Raw genomic sequence first — 19716 nt, 5'->3', positions numbered from 1 at the left:
GTTTGTCCTCCTCTCTTTGTATCGGGCGCAAACCTTATCTGTACGAAGAAACCCCTAGTTAATTCATCTGCGCTTCATCTACATTCATGAAATACATCCATTTATATGTTACTTCTCCGTACATCTAATTAATAACTATAAGTTATATTCGTATTTATATATACTTTGTAAATACGTATTCGGTTTCACAATATCTAGCACTTCTTGTAGCTTTAGAACATTGAATAGGATTTGATCTAACTTATTTTAAGGCTTGTGAGCATCCATAATTGAACTACTTTAGGCCAATTTAGCTTTAAAAGTGGGTACAAAAAAAAGAGCCATCCGTTTGATGGCATCTTCAAATTCGAATCTTTTTTTGTCCTAGTTTCATCCAAACGTAATAACAGAATCCTCACCATATGTACAAGAAACCAACATGTACTTTAGTCTAATTTCTCTCTACGTGTAAGAATACATAAGTTCTCTCATCCGATAATGCTTCGGAAAAATTAAAGTCTAACCGATCAAAGCTTCTAACGTCCTTTAAGTCTGTAACCTTACGTTCTGCCATATAACGTACCATCTCACCTCTGGCCATCTTGGCACGGGTCGCCTTCTCTACAAGCTTGCCTTCGACCATCTGTCCAAATACACATGTGATGAACTCTGTTTCCTCGCTCAGAAAAGGCGTGATATTCTTGCTATACTCTTTGGAAGCTAGATTCAGGATGCAATTACTTTCCGTTTGAAGCTGGTCTGCCAACTTGCTACCCCAGAATTGATAGAGCGACTTAAATCCTGGCCCTTGCAACTTACCCTGCATTTCCAATCGATAAGGAGTGACACCATCCAAAGGCCGTAACATACCATAGAAGCCGGATAAAATGCGTAAATGCTGCTCCAGATATGCCAGTTCTTCCTGTTGAAAAACACCCGGTGCCATATATTGATACTGAATTCCCTCATAGGCGTAGATAGCTGGCGTAAGATTCGTCTTCAGATTCATATTCTGAATTCGCTCCACATTCTGCTCGGCGATGGCATCGTTACACTTCCACATTGCTTTAAGTTCGTCGTAAGTTAATTGTTGAAGCAAACTCAGGATTTGCTCAGTTTCGTTTATAAATTGGGGTAACTGCTTAGATGCCATCAGATCGGTATCGATCCTCATCTTTTTGGCTGGTGAAATAATCATTCGTATCATGGTGATCATCCTTAATCTACTGTTGTTTTGTCGTTATTCATTGTACAGGATTGGCTAGATGAATCCAATGATGAGGCAGATTAACTTTTACCCAGGTCTTCCTGCCCCTTGACCAAACTGGGTTTAAAGTCTACATTATCCTGAAGAATATTCGATTCTGATCAATCCGCGAGAGGAGGAGCTCTTATTACACAATCCTATGACGTCATTATCGTTGGAGCAGGCTCCATGGGGATGAGTGCAGGTTATTATCTGGCACGAAATGGGCTTAAAACCCTGATGATTGATGCTTTTGATCCCCCACATACCGAAGGAAGCCATCATGGAGAGTCACGATTAATTCGCCATGTTTATAGCGGAGGGCCTGATTACATCTCGTTGGCGCTTCTTGCTCAGAATTTATGGCAAGAGATGGAGGATACAACAGGCAACAACCTGCTTGTTCGTGCAGGGGTGATCAACCTGGTTAATCCAGAATTCCATTCGTTTCGCGACCGGTTGACTCATGCAGATGATGCCGGAGTCCGATATGAAATGCTGCGTGCAAATGAAGTGATGAAGCGCTGGTCAGGGATTACAATACCTGAACATTATGAAGGCATGTATGAACCGGATGCTGGTTATCTGTTCAGTGAACGCTGCGTTCAGACTTATCGGCAAGCCGCAGAACAAGCGGGTGCCACCCTGCTGACACATACCCTTGTGGAACATGTCGAATGCGGATCTCATTCCGTATCCGTGAAAACCGCTGGAGGAGATACATATCACGCTAGTAAGCTCATACTTAGCACAGGTGCCTGGTTTCAGACATTGAAACCGTTTGTGAATCTCCCGATCCGGGCCGTTCGCAAAACGGTAGGATGGTTCAATGCACCGGAAGCATTGTTCGGGGAAGAACATTTTCCTGGTTTCACAATATCCGAACAGGCTGGTGTCTATTATGGATTTCCCAGTATCGGCGGGGCTGGAGTGAAGATCGGCCGTCATGATACGGGATCTACGTGGATGCCAGGAGAGCAACAGACACCATTCGGAGCGGAAGAAACAGACGAGGGTGAACTCCGGAGGCTGCTTGAGCTTCGAATGCCACTAGCGGCAGGCCAATTGAAGCGTGGCAGTGTATGCAAATACGAAATGACACCCGACGAGGACTTTATTATTGATCATCACCCGATACATGAGCATGTTTGGCTGGCAGGCGGATTCTCCGGTCACGGCTTCAAATTTGCAAGCGCAGTCGGCCACGTCCTGTCCGATTTAGTCCAGACAGGGCATACGGATCAGGATATTAGCAGGTTCGCCCTGTCCCGATTCGCCAAGACCGGCATCTCATCATCACTATAAATCCAATAGACGTGCAGGGACATCATCAATCATTAACGATTGGCGTCCTTGCACGTCTTTTTCATGAACACGTTTAATATTAGTAAATGATTCTAGTAATACTCACTCTCACCTTGTAAAATCATGCTGGCCAATGGTCAACAGGGTTGGCCTGCTCTTACTCCACAACGAGGTGGCTATCTTCGGATTGTAATAATAGAGCGCACCATGTGTTGGATCAGCGCCGTTCAAAGCCTTACGTGCTGCTTTATACGAGGTTGCCGTCGGCTTCTGATTGAACTGCCCATCGTCTACTGCTGTAAACTGACCTTTCTGGAATATAACCTTCGGAATCGACGAAGGGAATTCTCCTGAGTGTACCCGATTCAACACAACAGCTCCGACAGCCACCTGTCCCTCAAAAGATTCCCCACGCGCTTCCCCATGAATTAGCTTAGCGAGCTGGCGCAGTGTATTGCCTTCGGCTTTGACCTTATGGTTAAGTCTGTTCAGTGTTTTCGGGCCTGCCACACCATCGGCACTCAGTCCCTGCGCCTGTTGGAATTCGCGGACAGCACTCTTCGTGATGGAGCCGTAATAACCCGTCATTCCAGCATCAAAGTAACCTAGACTGCTTAATTGCTCCTGCAATTGCAGCACATGTTCACTACGAACACCTTGTTCCAGCTTCTGCGCTCCCGCAGAAGGGGCTGCTACTGTAAGACCAAGAGCCATCGCGCAGGTACCAAGGAGCATACCAACCTTTCCTGCTCGTTTATTCGTTTTTCTTCCCCTTTGATGGGTTACTTTACGACTTACGGTTATAGAACCTTCACTCACGCTATGCTGTTGATTTATCATATTCTTTTCATTCATTTCACTCGTATGGTTCTTTTCAAAATTACGCTTTAACATGTCATTACCCTCCATTTTTCTGAATCCAGATCCCACTTCTTCCCCTGAATCCTCACGGTTCGACATCCCGAGTGTCATTATAGGATATCCTCCAAGGAGCGTCTATCGGACCGATGGAGCATGAAAAAATGAGTCTTGAACATAGCAAAAAAAGGCATGAGCCCATGGTCGTATCAGGGTCACACCTCTTCTTGTATCAACCTTGCACCGCTTGTCCAACCTGCATTTCCGTAGGCAAACAGACCCGCACAAAAGTTGCGCTTGAATTTAGGACGTTTCTCAAAACTCGCTGAAGTGCATCTTTTACCCCCTTTTCGCCCCCTCCTGCGTCAATTTCCCTTGACGTGCCCCGGCACGCCTGCTGAAAATTTCCTTGCTTGGAACGAAAATTCGGCAAAATCTGATCCTTCGGAGTTTTAAGACACGCCCTAATTATAATTACTCAGCCAGCTCTTGTCCCTTCGTTTCCCGACCCCAGAACAGCACAGCCGCTGCACCAATGAGGATCGTTACGAAGAAAATGGTGAAGATCAGGCTGATTGGAACTGCTCGCTGAACCAGCATACCCACCATGAATGGCGCAATGACGCCGCCAATCCGGCCAACCGATGTAGCTAGTCCAACGCCTGTTGAACGAACCGAAGTGGGGTACAATTCCGGGCTGTATGCGTACAGTCCACCCCAGGCTCCCAAATTGAAGAAGGATAGACAGATTCCTGCGGCCAGAATAGTCGCTTCTGTCGTTGCCAGTCCAAACGCAATCGCACTAATTGCGGTCAGAGTAAGATAAACGACCAGTACGAATTTGCGACCATAACGTTCAATGAAATACGCCGCGGTAAAGTATCCTGGTAGCTGTGCAATCGTCATGATCAACACGTACTGGAAGCTTTTCACGAGTGTAAATCCTTTCGCCATAACGACCGAAGGCAGCCACAAGAACATGCCATAATAGGAGAAAATAACGGTAAACCACAAGATCCACAGCATCAACGTTGTACGGCGATGAGGTGCTGACCAGACTGTAGCCACTTTTTCACGGAACGTGATTTTATGAAGCTTGGTATGATTCTTATACCGCGGTGGGTCTTGAATAGCACGACGCAGATATAATGCATAGAACGCCGGAAGTGCTCCGATGGCAAAGGCAATTCTCCAACCGTACTCCGGGATAACAAAGTTAGCAATGAGTGCCGATACAATCCAGCCTCCTGCCCAGAAGCTTTCTAATAATACAACCGCACGCCCACGTTCTGCCGTAGGCATCGATTCCGATACCAATGTAGAGGCTACGGGCAGCTCTCCACCAAGTCCAATCCCTGCAACCAGACGCAATGCACACAGGACTGCAAATCCGGTAGCCAGAGCAGAGAGACCGCTTGCAATTGTGAAGATTAAGAGCGTCCACATCAGAATAGCCTTACGTCCGAAACGGTCTGCAAGCGCACCTGCAAGCAAGGCACCTAACGCCATACCGATAGAGTTAACACTTGTTAATACGCCGACTTGTCCAGGGCTGAGACTCCATTCCTTGGCAAGTGCAGCCACGATGAAGGAGATCATGCCAACCTCCATCGCATCAAACAGCCAGCTCATGCCGGCGCTGAACAGCAGCTTGCGCTGCTTGGGATTCCGCAATACTTCCAATTTGCTCATCACTTATAGCTCCCTTGATCTCTATGTAATCATTCTGACACCCTAAACCATTATTATGCAGAATGATGCAGAAATCAATGCAAAATACGCAGATGCGCTGATCTGATCTTAGAACCTTACCCTTTGAGTGAACCTGCTGTCAGACCTGCAACAAAATAACGCTGGAGCAGAAGGAACAGCACGATCATCGGAATAGCTGTAATCATCACACCCGTGAGCATCATCGGATAATTAGTCACGTATTCACCACGGAACTGCATAAGCGCGAGCGGTAACGTCAGCTTGGATTTACTTGTAAGCATGAGCATTGGAATCAACAGGTCATTCCACACCATAACGAGCAAGAACGTTGCTGTCGCTGCAAGCGACGGTGCAGCCAGTGGCAACGCAATCTTGGTGTAAAGCCTCCACTCACTGGCTCCGTCCATACTGCCTGCTTCCAAAATCTCTGCGTTAAGCATACGCATGAAACCTGTCAACATAAATACCGAGACAGGCATCAGCATTGCAGCGGACACAATGATAAGTCCTGTCAGACTGTCCGACCATCCCAGTATACGTGTTAGGGAATAAATCGGCAGCATACTCACCTGGGAAGGAACGATCAGACCTGCTACGAACAGGGCAAATACAATTTTGCCTACACTTCCTCCCCAGCGCACAATCGCGTATGCAATCATACTGCTCAGTAACAACTCGATTGCAACCGTACCTAGCGTCACGACTAAGCTGTTTCCAAAATATTGCCACATAGGCTGGTTACGAAACATACCAATAATGTTGTCCCACGTAAATGGATCAGGCCAACTGAATGGACTGGTGAAGAAATTACTGCTTGTTTTGAACGAGGACACAAATACAAAGTATAGCGGCACAATGATGAGTAGCGCGTACACCAATAGAATTAGTCGATTGAACCATTTTAAAACCATATGAACTCCCTTCTGCCTAAGATCTGCTTCAATCTCAATAATTTACTCGGTCAGCACGCAGTGCCTTGAACTGCAACAGCGTCAAGAGCGCGAGCAATACGAGGAAGATCATCGAACCAGCAGAAGCCAGACCAAATGAATAGCTGCCAAAGGCGGTATGATAGATATATGTTGTCAGAATTTCGGTTGCATAGTTCGGACCGCCGTCCGTCATGGTAAAAATGAGGTCAAACGCCTTAAACGATTGAATCGTGGTATATGCCACAACAATTGTTGCTGAAGGAGCAAGCAACGGCCAAGTCACGGTACGGAATACCTGCCACTTGCTACCTCCATCCATTCGAGCGGCTTCGTACAGTTCTGCTGGAATGCCTTGCAGACCTGCGATGAACACAATCATCATCTGTCCGGCATGAGCCCAGACCTGTACTGCAGCGATAGAATAGATTGCAATCTTGGGATCACCGATCCAGTTACGAGCTATACTGCTCATACCCGCCTCATTCAAGCCATAGTTGATTAGTCCAATCGATGGGTCATACATAAACGCCCAAATCAGCCCAACCGATACAGAAGACAGAATGGTAGGCAGGAAATACAACGCCCGAAGCACAATACGTGTCTTTGTATTACGAACCAAGAGCAAGGCAAGCACAAGTGAAATAAAGGTTTGAGCGATAACTACCGTTAACATGAATTCAACGTTGTTACCAAAGGCTTTGCGAAATACGATGCTGCTGAGACTGTCCTTATAATTATCCAGCCCTACAAATGCATACGACGGGGATACCCCGTCCCAATCCGTAAAGGAGTAGAACAGCCCCGTCAATGTAGGAAATACGAACAATCCAACGTACAGCAGCAACCCAGGTAACAGAAACAGGGATAGCTGAATACGGTTTTTCATGGTTTATTTCCCGATATGCTGATCAATGATCGCTTGTGCTTGCTGCGCTGCTTCTTCTGGCGAAGTACCGCTCAGCACAGCCTGGATGGAGTTCGTAACAGCCTTTTGGTTATCTCCATTCAGGATGGTGAACCGTGGCTGGAACACGGTCTTTTTGCTTGCCCATTCTCCGGCAACTTGAAGCTCAGGTGTATCGTATTTCACATCATTAACCGTTACATTCTGTCCGGTCTGATTGGCATACTCGCTGGCTACTTCCGGTTTGCTCAAGAACTCAATGAACTTCTTCGCTTCTTCCGGATGCTTCGACTTGCTATTCACTGCAAGCATAAATGTGGTTGTATGCACACCTTCATACTTCGCCTGATCAGCACTTACTGTAATCGGTGCAAGCAATTTTTGCTCCAGATTCGGGTTTTGCAACTTGTTCTGAGCAAGTTGATATGATCCGCTTGCGAGCATTGCTGCTTTTTCCTGAATAAACAACGCTCCTGCCGCAGGGTCTTTCGTACCTAGTGCATCCTGCTGGAAGTATCCTTTATCGTTCAGCTCTTTGATCTGCGTCAACGTTTTCACCCAGAACTCATCCGTCAGTTTGGCTTCGCCTGCTTCTACTTTGGTAAAAATGTCGTCACTCGGCGCATTGTTCATGACCATCGTGTTCATGAATTGGCCTGGGCCAATATCCGCTCCGGCAAAAGCAATTGGAATGATGCCATTGTCTTTCAGCTTCTGGCACAGTGCCAGGAAACCTTCCCAATCCGTCGGTGGTGTTAAACCATATTGTTCAAACAGCTTCACATTATAGATGGGATCGTTATACACGAGTTGATACGGAACTGCATATTGCTTGCCATCATGTTGCCCTGCTTCAATCAGTTTCGAATTAAAAGCAGACAAGAATGATGATCCTGTCAGGTCTGTGAACAATCCAGCTTTGGTAAAGGCTTCGAATTGTGCACCTGGGAAGGATGCAAAGACATCTCCAACCGAACCATCACTGATTTTGGATTGTACGGTGGATTGATACTGATCCGAAGGCAATGTCTGCATTTCCACCTCGATGTTTGGATTTTCCTTTTCAAACGCGTCGATGGTCTTATTCAATGCTTCTACATCTTCTCCACGCCAGTGGATGAAGCTAATTTTCACTTTACCTGAACCCGAGGAACCATTCTCTCCGGATGCCGCCTCATCTCCGCCACCACAAGCCGACAGCACGATGGACATGACCAGCATACTGATCAGGGGCAGGATATACTTTTTCTTATTTTTCATTAAAGACGACCTCCTGAGGATGATTAATGTGTTATAAGTTCAACTGCTAAATGGCTTATACTGACCACTTACTTAATTGGTAGTAACGGAGTGCTGCTTTTGTCTTGTTTTCCATTGGTCACGAATGATCGGCATAACCGTCCGTCCGAAGATTTCGGCTTCTTCCAGATGTGGATACCCGGAGAGAATGAATGTGGCCACACCCAAATCTCCGTATTCCATCAAGCGTTCTGCGACCTGTTCCGCTGTACCCACGATAAGGATTGCTCCGCCGGAGCGTACGACAGACAATCCAGTCCACAGGTTAGGCCCTACAACAAATTGTTGTTTCTCCGATAGTTCCCGCAGCTCGTTTTGTCTACGCTGGTTGGTCGCATCCGTCTCGGCAAAGGCTGCTTTGGCCTTCTCGATTGCCTCTGGCGGTACTTTACTAATAATCTCCCAAGCCGCTGCCCATGCTTCTTCTTCCGTATCCCGAATGAGCACTTGCGCACGCATGCCATAACGCATCTGACGATCTTGTCCTGTTTCCGCTTTAACCTGCTCACGAATGACCTCGATCTCTTCGATCTGCTCTTGGATCCAATCATGGGGTTCGCCCCACATGAGGAATGTATCCGCATGTTCCACAGCAACGCGCTTCGCAATCGGGGAGCTTCCTCCCAAATAGAATGGTGGGTGAGGTTTTTGTACTGTCTCTGGCATGCCTACTGGGCCTTTGAAGCTATAGTGTTGACCTTTAAATTCTGGATATGGATCATTGGACGCATCCGCATTCGATTGTGCACCACTGCCTGCGAATTCAGTCAGATTGAGTCCTGTGGACTGGGTCCACGAACGCTTCATGACTTCCATATACTCGCTCGCACGTACATACCGCTCATCATGTGCATGTGCCAGCGGATCACCCAGCTCTTCTAGGTCTCGGATTGAGCTACCTGTAACGACATTCATCATCGCGCGGCCTCCCGAGAGCTGATCCAGAGCCGCACCCATACGTGCAGCAAGAACGGGTGTAACCAGACCAGGGCGAATAGCGACAAGGGGACGCAATGTCTTGGTATGACTCATCACAGCTGAGCCGACCACCCACGCATCCAGACAGGCTCCCCCTGTCGGAATTAGTACGAATTCAAACCCTGCCGTCTCCGCCGTCTGCGCTACCTGCACCAGATAATCTAGACTCGGCGCTCGCTCTGGTTCAACTCCTACATACTTACCATCCCCTGCTGTTGGCAAAAACCATCCAAACTTCATCTCTTCCTGTTCGCTCACCAAAGTCATTCCCTTCTATGAATAAATAAAGTCTCATGTTAAAAAAAGTTACCGTTGTGCTTCCTTGACGTTCCGCGTACGAATCGTTCTTTCGATCACTGTTATCCCCAGATTTTTTTAATTCCCCTTTTCCAAAGGGAAAATCCGGAGATAGCTTATGCTTCCGATGTAGCTTTCTTTCAGAAAGCTTTCAGGTGAACGCGTTGCTTCTCCAGAATCGATTTCGTCCCCTCCACTACGTTGGCACCTCTTGAAACTTATTTTTAAAGTGCGCCTAATTTCTGTTCATTTTATTAGTACATAAGTTCTAAATACCGATTAATTAACTTGGTTTAATAGGTATGGACATCATATCAATTGATTTGTCTGTGATCAATGTCATTTCGCGGTAATTTTATTTTGTCATTTTGTGGTCTTTTCTCAGAATTAGGTCTCGTCGATCTTGAATATGTATAAAACCCACCTGTATAATAGGTTATAAGCGAACCTTTCAGATCGTATCTATAATACTTATTCATTAAAGAGGTGTTCCCGATGACCGAGAGCATGAAGGAGGACCACCACGAGTTTTTGGATATTATTTTCTTCACTCCATCTGAATTCGAGAAAGCCGGTGGCGCCTGGCCGATTCGTATCGGCCGCAATTTAGCCAAGAACAATTATCATATTGGCCCTCGCACCACACCTTATCATTATTTGCTGTTTGTGTTAGAGGGAGAAGGTACGTTCATTCAGAATGGGCAACATTATGCCTTGCGAGCAAGAGATGCGTTCTGTCTATTTCCGCATGTCACTCATGAGTACTGGACCACCCCTGAGAACACATTGCAGAAAATATTTATTGCCTTTGACGGCTCACATGCGGCAGAACTGCTCTCCCGAATTGGTCTGACTCCAGACTCTCCTTATCGTTCAGGTGTGTTAACGCCAGAGACAGCAAGTGCAATGCGTGCATTTATGGAGGATGTTCGCAAACCACAGGACGGAGCAAGTGATCTGGGACGACTTACTCGGTTTCTAAGCCTCTTCGACCGAATCGCCCGTTCTCCGGCAATCAAGGGACTGCAGCCTGACTCCGCTACTCCCTGGCTCCAGAAAGGCAAGGAGTATATGGATATCCATTTTGCTGGCGGCATTACAGTGGAAGGCGTGTCTGCTCATGCAGGCGTGGATCGAACCCACTTTGCCAAACAGTTCCGCAGAGCGTACGGTCTCTCTCCCGTCCAATATATTCAGCAATTAAAAATGGATCAGGCTAAGCGCTTACTTGTGCAGACCCCGCTAAGCTTAACTGAAGTGGCTCATTCCGTCGGTTACCCCGACTTGTTCTCCTTCTCCAAAGCGTTCAAAAAACAAGTCGGTCTGCCCCCCAACCGTTATCGGACAACGGAGAGCAACAAGGAATAGGAGGTGCACAACCTCCTTACACCCTCATCCTCCTTTTGATTATGACGTTGGATCTTTCAGCTAAGCCAAGTTAGCGAATTGATATGAAGTCATGACCATCTATGGTATCTCTTGCGAGCGTCCTTAGCATTCATAACAAAAAGAAAGGCAAGTCCTCTTCATATCAGGACTTGCCTTTCTTGTTCGCTCATTTATTCATCTCATATCGTCTGCACGTTGTAAGGCTCAACTGATCCTTGATCCCCATAACGGTGACTCTATTTCTGCTCATCATCCTTGCGTGCAAGCGGAATGCCGTTCTTCTTCGCATACCATGCTTCATAATGATGCACAGCAACACCTGCAAAGGAAGAATGAGTAGAGCCAAGTTTGAACACCTGCTCCATTTCCTCATCCATATTGCTAATCGGTTTACGGAAAAAGGTCAGGTGATCCCCCTCATGCGTATCTGCTAACTCTGCCCCGATCCAGACTTTCTTGCCTAGGTCGTCTGCCTCGTCCAGTTCCTCCTTGGACAGATCGTACATCTGTTGCCCACTGTCGCGATACGCCATGATAGCTACTGCATCGAAGTGAGAAATGACCCAGTGACTGAACGTCCCTTCATTCCCAGATGACTGACGGGCATCCAGCCAGAACGGAATGGCAGCGCTCATGTACAATCCTGCATCCTCTCCCGCTTCCGTCCAAGCCTTCATGTTGTCTTGCCACTCTGCAATCACACGACTCTCCTCATTCTCCCAGCGTTTCAGTTGATATGGTTCCACATCCAGTTGGACACCTTCAAAACGTTCATTCTTAGCAGAAGCTGCATTATATGCTCGCACTCGCTCAATAAAAGCCAGTCCTTCTTCCCGTTTCTCCGTATAAGCCCAATCCGCATGACCGTTCAGGGCATGTACCTCAATCTCCGCCACCTTCGCAGCAGCGATAAATTTGCGGTACGTATCATTGGATACTTCATCCTGTATTTGCAGGAAGATTACATTCACGCCCTGCTCTTTGGAAAATGAGATAATTTCCGGTGTCTGCTCTGCAATAATGGAAGCGTCCCACAGCCAAGTCGCTTTGTGTTCCTCATGAGAGAACCACTTGAGCAACCAGGGTAGAAGCAGCAGGCAAAATATCAGCGCCAGAAGTACCCATTTTGCCTTCACCGGAACCTGCCTCCATCGTGTCATTGGATTCCTCAGACGAGCAACGCTTCACTTGGTTCAAGCACAGGGTGTTGTACCGAGTGACCAATCTTATAAATATGAGGCTGTGTATATGTGCGGAATGCATTACGTGTATCAAGAATCGGTACACCGAGCTCCGAAATTTCACGATATGGAAGATCCTTATGATTGGTAATCAGCACGATGCAATCGTATGTTTTGAACTGTTCCAGATTGAACACTTCGCTGTGTACGGTATCGCCATGTTTGTCCAAGAATGAATCAGCATACGGGTCGTAGTAGCTTACATTGGCTCCACTTTCCTTGAACAATTCATACACTTCCAGTCCTGGGGACTCACGCAGATCTGCGATATTCGGCTTGTATGACATACCAAGCAGCAATATATTGGAATTCCGAACAGACTTGGCGTATTCGTTCAGAATGGTTGACGTTTTATTCAGAACATAATATGGCATGTTGTCATTCGTCGATTGTGCCAGTTCAATAAATTTACTGTAGAAACGGAATCCTTTTGCTTTCCAAGATAGATACATTGGATCCAGTGGAATGCAGTGCCCACCGATGCCAGGGCCCGGATAGAATGGCATGAAGCCAAACGGTTTGGTTGCAGCTGCATCAATGACTTCCCAGATGTCGATGCCCATGCGATCACACATCATCGCCATTTCATTCACGAAGGCGATATTCACGCTGCGGAATGTATTTTCAAGCAATTTAGACATCTCCGCTACTTTTGGTGAAGATACGGGTACAACGGTTTGCACATATTTACCATACAACGCCGTTCCTAGCTTAAGGCAAGCTTCGGTGGTGCCTCCAATGACCTTAGGCGTATTGAACGTTGTGAATCGTCCGTTGGACGGGTCAACCCGCTCTGGCGAGAAGCAAAGGAAGTAGTCTTTACCTGCTTCATGTCCGATTTTGTCCAGCTTCTGTTGAATCAGTTCTTCGGTAGTTCCCGGATAGGTTGTACTCTCCAGCGTGATCAACATGCCTGGTTTCATATGCAATTTTATCTGATCAACTACCGTCTCAATGTACGACGTATCTGGATCTTGGTTCTCGCTCAGTGGTGTTGGTACACAGATACTCAACGCATCGATGACACGGAGCATACTATAATCTGTCGTTGGTTGGAAACGACCTGTCTCCATCACTTTTTTCAATTCCTCAGATGAGATGTCGTGAATGTATGAATCTCCGTGATAGATACTCTCTACCTTAGAAGCATCAAGATCAATTCCGATGACAGTGAAGCCTTGATTCACCATTTCTACAGCAAGTGGAAGCCCTACATAACCGAGCCCGACCACGCCGAGTACCGCTTCTTTATTTTCAATCGCATTTAATAATGAGTGGAAATGTTGATTATGCATGATAGTCCCTCCAACAATGATTTGATTTTGTGTGAAATTTGTTCTTTTTGTCTATCGTTATCTCTTTGGCATTTGCATAAATTCACAACGATCTAGTGCAGGCACCGCCGAATACGAGCATCCAGCTCTACAGGTGAGAACGGCTTGGTCATATAATCATCAACCCCGCTACGGAAGCATTGGCTGATTGTTTGCTCAACACGTTGCTCCGTCAGAACGACGATTTTAGGTGGCTGCTCTATCTCTAACTTCTGGATATGGTGAATGAACGGCAAGCCGTCAATACCATACAAATTCAATTCGGTCAGTACCAGATCTGGTGTCACCTTCTCGATAAGCTCCAGTGCAGCCAGACCATCTACAGCTTCATACGTCTCGTAGCCTTGCATTTTCAAACGCAATTGCAGAAACTCACGCACGGTCGGATCATTATCTACAATCAAAATACGTTCTGGATCTGCTGATGTCTTGTCCAGCGTGTAGATATGAATCTCCGATGAGTCTACAAGCTTCGAGGATTCAGCCATATGCTGGATGGTCGCTTGTGAAGGACGATCCTTATCCGTGAAGCTAGCCAGTGTAATCTGTGGATCGGCACCAGGTACCGTTTCCTGTAGTTCATGCTTGATCCGAAGTCCTGCATAGTGAATCTCATCCAAGGTTAATCTCGGCAATAGAACTGCAATCGTCTGCGTAGCTCCATCCTTCCACAACTGAAAGTCATAATCATGTGTCTGCTCCAAATGTGTTCGGATCTGCTGCTCTGGCTGAATATTCCCTGCACAGTGGATGAACATTAAACCACATGTTCCGGCACCCGTTTCCTTCAACCCTTGCTCTACACTTCGATACACATTGACCGCAGTCTCACGCTGCAATGTTGCCGTATTTGGCATGTTCTTTTCCACCCTTCTCCTTCAGTGATGATCAAGCAGCTTTGCTTGCACCCTTTTCTTCTTCTGACCAGCTCTGGCGAGTCATCGTGCCCCATGAATTGTTGTTTTGCATAAACTGAATGTGACCCTGCAATCTCCAGAGCACACCGAGCTGATGATAACCTACAAATTTCAAGGCAGAGAATACCAGCATTTTGACCAGATCAGATAGCTTGTTGTAACGTTTAAATGCAATTTCCTCCAGCACTAGCGCGCCTACACTCAGCAGATAACCACTCACAAAATTCAACAATCCGAACAACACGAGGATCGGCCACTGCGTCATATCCATCAGCACGTATCCGGCAAGTGCCAGAAGTCCGGTAATCCGGAAATATGGGTTGAGCGCTTCAAAAATGACATTGTACGGCATCGTCACCATGCCCATTACTTTATATTTCGGGTTGAACAACATGCCACGATTCTCAAGCATGTTCTTCAGATTTCCCCGTCCCCAACGCTTGCGCTGACTGGACAAGATTCGGTAAGAATCCGGCGCCTGTGTCCAACATACCGCTTCAGGACAGAACGCCACGCGATACTTCAATTTATTTTCCAGCATATAGCGGTGAAGCTTGATAATAATATTCATGTCCTCCCCAGGATAACCGTCCCGATAGCCTCCGACGGCAATAACTGCATCCTTACGGAACATACCGAAGGCACCTGATACAATGATCAAGCCATTCATATGGCTCCAGCCAATTCGTCCGCCGAGAAAGGCTTTGAGGTACTCAATGGACTGGAACATCGGCCACATTTTGCGAGGAAGAGATACATCCTGTACGGCTCCATTTTCGATCTTACAGCCATTAGCTATACGAACATCGCCGCCAATCGCCACCGTCTCTTCTGGGTTCTCCATGTACATGCGAGCCATACGGATCAAGGCATCCTTCTCCAGAAGTGAGTCGGCATCGATTGAAGAAATTAGAGGATAGTGAGACAGGTTGATCCCTGCATTAAGTGAATCCGCCTTGCCACCGTTCTCTTTATCAATGACATACAAATCCGGGAATTCCGGATTATGATAAATGCCACGTACATTTTGACAGGGGATTTTGCCGTGCATTTTCGTGTTGCTCATCGGTTTAAGATGGTACTCTTGCAGTAACTTTTTCAACGTATCATCACTCGAACCATCGTTAACCACAATGACCTCATACGTCGGATAGTTCAGCGTCATAAGACAGTTTACATTTTCAATAATCGTTAGTTCCTCATTGTATGCCGGTACCAGCAAGGAGACCGAAGGCACCAGTTCCGACCCTGACAACGTATTGTATTTGGAATAGTGCGAACGTCGGAATATCGTCCATATGTTGCGGAATGAAAGGGCTAAGATGGAGAAATATAGTGTGTTAACAAAAACCACATAATATATAGCCACCATACCGTAGATTAATAAAAGATCTCTAAGCAGTGTAATCCCCTCCTACCGTTGCCACACCTGTACGTTTCTTGCTTGTGCGATGGTCAATTGGTGAGCCGAAATACCGATCATATAGCAGCCTTTTTTTGTTATGTGCAATCATCTGTTCAACAGGTCTATGATCTGTTCCCGTGTGTTGCATCGTGCTCTCAATCTGCTGCATCGCAATTTCACGTTCAACGTTTGTACCTTGTACAGCAGCTTGGCACAGCGCTTCGAATCCAGGCTCGCCCAGCTTCGCCAGACTCTCTGCACTGTTGTATCGTACTCCATAGTCCTCATCTCGTAGCGCTTTACGCAGCAACGGAATACTGCCAGATGCATGCTTCGAGCCCAGCGCTTGAGCGACTTCGGCGCGCACCTCGGGATCTGCATCCTGCATTAATTTCAAAATCGTCTCATCTCGCAGTGCAGGGCTTGCACTAAGGTACAGCTTCACTGCCTCAGCACGTACATCCTGCTGCTCTGCACCCACCAGCCTGTGAAGAGCAGGCATCACTTCTGGAACAGCCTGTCCCCACATCGCGACAAGTCCTACTTTTACAAAGTCAGGATTACGGTCTTCCAATAATTCAATCAACAGCTTACTCGTATCCATGCTTGTTTCAAGTAGAATATCTGCAGCTAGGTGATGAATGGATTTGCCTTTGGTTAAAAGCACCTCAAGCATCTCCTTTAACTCCCCTTGACGTACCGTGCTTCTCGCAATGGAGCGAGCAATCATGATCGCCATCGGACCAGGCTTCTCATCCTTCAGCAATTCCATAAGTCCCGGAACAGCCTCTGGACAACGCATGCCCCCTAAGCGATACGCTGCATCGATCTGACGACCGTAACGCAGTCTGCCCAGTTCTTTCAGGTCATGCTCTACAAACCCTGACTCACGGCACAAGGCAATCAACTTGTCGCGGTACTCTCCCTTGAACTGATCGATCCATTCAATCAACTTATTCTGGATAACCCTGCGCTCTAACGGAGCAAGCTTGCCTGGTGGCAACTTCAGTTGACGATTCTCCGTCAGTGCAGTTTGCAAGTACGTAAAGTAGTCCCGCTGCTTGGATTCGTACCACGCCATCTTGCGCTGTTTGCCATTGTGGGACATTTTCATGGCAAACAGCAGGATTACGCCTACAACAACAAGCGCTATACAGATATATAGAAATAGATAAGCTAGTGCCAAATTGGGAAACATTCGAAAAAGTCCTCCTTTATACTGATTTATTCGGTCTGAAAACTAGGTATTTGTTCAAAACGTTTCTTCATTTCCTCATAACTTAGCTTTAAACGCTCGCTGTATTGAACCTGTTCCCAAGGTTGCCACTTGTACATAGGCAATGTCTTCAAGTCCAGTGTATTCGCTTCGCCTCCTGGCCATGATACTTGACCCGTAGAACGCTCCATTAACCATGGAACCAGTGTAATGCCCTCTACTGTTTCAGTTTGGAATTGTCGTCCTTCCTGAAGTGCTCCATAGTTGATGACCTGTAGTGAGCTTGGATCACCGAACCCAAGTAACATCCAAGGGATTCGCATCTCCACCTGATTTCCGTTATACTGCCAGGCTGTTAACGAATCTGTATCAGACTGCCCTGCAGCTGTAGTTCCTCGCTTCAGCCCCCCCACCTTTTCGTTCATAAACGGGTGAGCCGATCGGGTATCCGGCGGTGTCATCCTCAGGCTTACCGCCAAGTTCCACGGCTGGAATGGATTAGCTGAATCGGCTGAATCCTCTGGCAACATGTCATAGCCATCCTTGCCATACAGACGACGATTAAAATCATAATCCTTGGCGATCTCCACTTGAGATTCATCATCCTGCCCCAACGTGATTACCGTTTCGAGTCCATCACTGATCGTTCGACCAGGAAGTCGCTCGCCAGGCTGATTACCTCCTGCAAGTGTGTCTGTACCAATGTGCAGCACCGTCTGCTTCGGATCAAACGGCTGATCTAAGGTCATGCCGATGTACAGGTAAGCTTCGTCGTGAGTCAGCTTCATCTCCTGAATGCCCTCCACTTTACCCTGCCAGACCGTTACCTCATCATCCTTCAGTTGCTCCCAATCATCCAAGCTGCCATCAATGGTCAACTGCTCCTGTTTCCCAGGTTCCATCGCGAGCAAACCAAACATCTTCTCGTTGGTCAACACGTTTAACCAATACGCACGTCGGTCTGCTGGAATTTCGAGTGGCATTGTGTTCCAAGTTTTCTTGAACCATTCGTCTTGCCACATGAACAAGATCGCTCCTGCATACCCTTCATCATAGATATCTTGAGTTAGGGAAGCGTCGATCTCACCTTGCTCTGCCTCGTTATGCCCTCCCTGATTCCTTCCTCCCATGCCCAGATGAGAAATACCAAGCGAGGAAGGTACACCGTACTCTGTAATCATTACAGGCATATCGGAAAACTCGGCTTTGAGCTTGCGTAGATAGCTTTTGTACGTGTTGTACTCTCCATTGGCATCCTTGATCGTTTGAAGTGTCTTATCGATATGGAACAAGTCAGGATAATAAGGATACACATGATACGCTGCAAAATATCCTCCTTGCCAGTCCTTCGACTCAATATGACGGGCATCCACACTGACCAGATCCTCTTCATACAATGGTTCACCTGGATGGTCGAGTACATCGGTCGTCACCCAATTCGTAAACGTCATTGGATGCTCCCAACCATACTCTTTCTCTAATACAGCCGTATAGTCTAACAATTCGGCCAACCAATTTTCAAATGGTGAAGCATCCGGCGTTCCCGAAAAATGAACTCCCTTGTACTGCGGCACATCAGGATGTGTCTTATTCGTGTTATCCACCATCATAGGATCCCACTCGGTTCCAACATGCCATGCCATCAGGTATTTCCCTGCATTCGCCTTATACTTCCCGCTAGAAGCTCCCGGTTTATCAGGAATGTCCGCATCCCCATAGACAGCAGATACTGCTTTTTCAATTTCCTGTTTAAATGTTTGCTCGATATGGTCAAGATAAGCATCCTGCTTCTCAATCAACTCTTCCTCAGGTGACCATATCCCCTGTATAAAATATAAGGGCTGCTGCCTACCGCGATTATAATCGACCAAAGCAGTATAAAAAATCGGCTCATGAACCGTATATACCCGGATTACATTAGCGCCCAGATCCTGAATCTGCTGGAACCACCTCTGATAGTCCTCTTTAGTCAGCGGGAATTCACCCGGATAGTGTCCTGGTGACGTTGCGCCCAGATTGACGCCTTTGACGAACATCTCCTTCCACGTACCGTCCGATCCGTATTCCATGAATCGGTCTCCCTCTGTCTTGAACTTCATTTCTGTACCATTCTGCGCTGTATAGGTGACCAGTTTGGGCTGCATATAGTACATGCCGGCAAATATTCCTCCGGTCAATACTACGGCTCCAGCCAGCACCGTTAGCATCCAGCGTTTTCGTCTTCGTCTACTCATGCTCTCGTTTGCTCACCTCTCTAGTATGCATCCCGTCTTATGCCTGTGTTACGGATCAAACATGAAGACATGCGGCATATTCCGCATGGGATGACCGCATGGAATAGAGCTGTCAGCGGTGTAGTTCTCACTATATCGCTAAGCGTCTGCATTTGTAACTAGGCTGATGGGAGCAAACATAAACTGCAACATTCTGCCCATTATTCGTAAAATACACCATCAACTAGCATGCTTTCCCTCTGAACTTCATCCTCTGCTCACCATTGTATCTTCCCCCTGTGAACTGAAGATTTAAGATCCATTCCTGTAGGGACGTATATGCCTGTTATTGTTATATGCAACGCGGATTACAGCATCTGAGTGTGCTTAGACACTTATCCCATTAAACGCAGGTTGTTTTTTAAAGTTGCGGCCTTTTTTACAGTATTAACCATAAAGATTACAAAATTGATACTATAGTCCGATAACG

At 46.8% G+C, this 19716-nt stretch carries 15 protein-coding genes; 2 read left to right on the top strand and 13 right to left on the bottom strand.

The genetic code is table 11. From position 1 onward, the window contains the following. Positions 1-430 precede the first annotated feature (430 nt). Complete coding sequence (gene yaaA / locus J2T19_RS01655; RefSeq protein ID WP_307212412.1) at positions 431-1186, bottom strand: peroxide stress protein YaaA; 756 nt, start codon at positions 1184-1186, stop codon at positions 431-433. A gap of 186 nt (positions 1187-1372) precedes the next feature. On the opposite strand from yaaA, the gene solA reads away from it, so the two are divergent. Then, entirely contained in the window at positions 1373-2530 is a 1158-nt protein-coding gene (gene solA / locus J2T19_RS01650) for an N-methyl-L-tryptophan oxidase (RefSeq protein WP_307213120.1), read from the top strand. 108 nt (positions 2531-2638) lie between these two features. On the opposite strand, the gene J2T19_RS01645 is transcribed toward solA, so the two are convergent. The 6 genes from J2T19_RS01645 to J2T19_RS01620 form a co-directional block, all read right to left on the bottom strand. Beyond that, entirely contained in the window at positions 2639-3265 is a 627-nt protein-coding gene (locus tag J2T19_RS01645) for a cell wall hydrolase (protein WP_370874787.1), read from the bottom strand. 597 nt (positions 3266-3862) lie between these two features. Beyond that, the gene (locus J2T19_RS01640) at positions 3863-5080 is read right to left on the bottom strand and encodes an MFS transporter (RefSeq protein ID WP_239287388.1); all 1218 of its coding nucleotides are present in this window, start codon (positions 5078-5080) and stop codon (positions 3863-3865) included. 116 nt (positions 5081-5196) lie between these two features. Continuing rightward, positions 5197-6012, bottom strand: coding sequence for a carbohydrate ABC transporter permease (locus J2T19_RS01635; RefSeq protein ID WP_307212405.1), 816 nt, complete (start codon positions 6010-6012; stop codon positions 5197-5199). Positions 6013-6046: 34 nt separating this feature from the next. Next, positions 6047-6919, bottom strand: coding sequence for a carbohydrate ABC transporter permease (locus J2T19_RS01630; RefSeq protein WP_145045400.1), 873 nt, complete (start codon positions 6917-6919; stop codon positions 6047-6049). A 3-nt stretch (positions 6920-6922) separates the two neighbouring features. Further along, complete coding sequence (locus J2T19_RS01625) at positions 6923-8197, bottom strand: ABC transporter substrate-binding protein (RefSeq protein ID WP_307212400.1); 1275 nt, start codon at positions 8195-8197, stop codon at positions 6923-6925. A gap of 72 nt (positions 8198-8269) precedes the next feature. Next, positions 8270-9481 carry an LLM class flavin-dependent oxidoreductase gene (locus tag J2T19_RS01620; protein ID WP_307212398.1) on the bottom strand — a complete coding sequence of 404 codons (1212 nt, stop codon included), beginning with the start codon at positions 9479-9481 and terminating at the stop codon, positions 8270-8272. A gap of 525 nt (positions 9482-10006) precedes the next feature. Between J2T19_RS01620 and J2T19_RS01615 the strand changes: the two genes are divergently transcribed. Next, positions 10007-10879 (top strand): helix-turn-helix transcriptional regulator, encoded by an 873-nt coding sequence (locus tag J2T19_RS01615; RefSeq protein ID WP_307212393.1) that lies wholly within the window; start codon positions 10007-10009, stop codon positions 10877-10879. 257 nt (positions 10880-11136) lie between these two features. Here the strand turns inward: J2T19_RS01615 and J2T19_RS01610 are convergent, their stop codons facing one another. The 6 genes from J2T19_RS01610 to J2T19_RS01585 all read right to left on the bottom strand — a co-directional run bounded on the left by J2T19_RS01610 (position 11137) and on the right by J2T19_RS01585 (position 19247). Continuing rightward, positions 11137-12036 carry a hypothetical protein gene (locus tag J2T19_RS01610; RefSeq protein ID WP_307212388.1) on the bottom strand — a complete coding sequence of 300 codons (900 nt, stop codon included), beginning with the start codon at positions 12034-12036 and terminating at the stop codon, positions 11137-11139. A gap of 32 nt (positions 12037-12068) precedes the next feature. Beyond that, on the bottom strand, positions 12069-13436 hold the full coding sequence (locus tag J2T19_RS01605) for a nucleotide sugar dehydrogenase (RefSeq protein ID WP_307212386.1): 1368 nt from the start codon (positions 13434-13436) through the stop codon (positions 12069-12071). A 92-nt stretch (positions 13437-13528) separates the two neighbouring features. Next, positions 13529-14332, bottom strand: coding sequence for a response regulator transcription factor (locus tag J2T19_RS01600; protein WP_145408432.1), 804 nt, complete (start codon positions 14330-14332; stop codon positions 13529-13531). 31 nt (positions 14333-14363) lie between these two features. After that, on the bottom strand, positions 14364-15764 hold the full coding sequence (locus J2T19_RS01595) for a glycosyltransferase family 2 protein (RefSeq protein ID WP_307212383.1): 1401 nt from the start codon (positions 15762-15764) through the stop codon (positions 14364-14366). Between the two features lie 22 nt (positions 15765-15786). Continuing rightward, the gene (locus J2T19_RS01590; protein WP_307212379.1) at positions 15787-16995 is read right to left on the bottom strand and encodes a HEAT repeat domain-containing protein; all 1209 of its coding nucleotides are present in this window, start codon (positions 16993-16995) and stop codon (positions 15787-15789) included. A 26-nt stretch (positions 16996-17021) separates the two neighbouring features. After that, entirely contained in the window at positions 17022-19247 is a 2226-nt protein-coding gene (locus J2T19_RS01585; RefSeq protein ID WP_307212376.1) for a hypothetical protein, read from the bottom strand. Between the last annotated feature and the right edge of the window lie 469 nt (positions 19248-19716).

Origin of the sequence: Paenibacillus tundrae, assembly GCF_030812775.1 — a bacterium.
Classification (GTDB): domain Bacteria; phylum Bacillota; class Bacilli; order Paenibacillales; family Paenibacillaceae; genus Paenibacillus; species Paenibacillus tundrae_A.
The sequence above is the reverse complement of the archived record's forward strand: the minus strand, read 5'-3'. Positions and strand labels throughout refer to the sequence as shown.